Below are 995 nucleotides of genomic sequence, written 5' to 3'. Positions count from 1 at the left end.
AATTCACCTAAAAAAATTCCTGGGACGTTATTGTACACCATCAATGCTTTTGCACCAGCGTTTGCAGCGTTGGCTTCTTTGATTGAAAAATATAACATCTCACCTTCAACATCACTGCCCCTCTCAACTATAACCACTGCATCTTTTACATCAATGTCTTTGAAATCATCTGATTTTCCATAACCTGCAAAAACTAATTTGCCAGTGATTGCCTTTTCTAATTTCGGAGAGCCAACCATGGGAATCACAGTGTATGGCTTCTCATCAATTTCAAGTGTTGCAACCATACTTGAGGTAAGATTGTTGTATGTAGCACCAACTGTAACTGATCCGAAATTTCTACCTGGACTGCCAATTGTTTTTAATGCAGGTCCATCGTTTCCAGCTGCAGTTACAACAAAGATCTCTCTTTCCAATGCAAGATTGACTGCACGATCAATTGGTGAGTTTGTTTTGTTTACCCCCAAGCTGATATTGATAATGTCTGCATCATCTTCTATTGCTTTCTTGATTGCTTTGATGATTAAATCTGAAGATACTCCTTCACCATCTTCTGAAACTTTGTAGGCAAGAATTTTTGCCTTGGGTGCAATTCCCTTTATTTGCCCATCAGCTGCAATTACTCCTGCAACCTGAGTGCCGTGACCGTTGTTATCCATTGGTGGCTCGTCTTCGTTGATAAAGTTGTACCCGCCAATTACTTTTCCATCAGGGCCCCATCCAAACAAATCTGGATGATTAAAATCAACACCCGTATCTATTACTGCAATTTTAATTCCTGTCCCATCTATTCCATCTATTCTGGGAATGTCTGCTCCCACAAACGGAACACTTCGCTGCAAATATGTCCTGATTTCATTTTCTGAATCAAACATCTGAGATAAAACAAAATCCCTGAAAATACTATCAATATAGAAAAATTACTAACGATTTCACAAATTCCCTATCGAGATTAGCAAGTAAACGAATTGCTTCATAAAGCAATAAATTGAATA

The 995-nt window shown here is 38.4% G+C and carries 1 protein-coding gene; it reads right to left on the bottom strand.

Annotated elements, in window-relative coordinates:
• A partial coding sequence (locus tag BD31_RS01750) for a S8 family serine peptidase (protein ID WP_238536032.1) occupies positions 1 to 842 on the bottom strand: 842 nt, incomplete at its 3' end.
• Positions 843 to 995 lie beyond the last annotated feature (153 nt).

This window comes from Candidatus Nitrosopumilus salarius BD31, assembly GCF_000242875.2.
In the GTDB taxonomy this organism is placed as follows: domain Archaea; phylum Thermoproteota; class Nitrososphaeria; order Nitrososphaerales; family Nitrosopumilaceae; genus Nitrosopumilus; species Nitrosopumilus salarius.
This window is presented reverse-complemented; position numbering and strand designations above follow the sequence as displayed.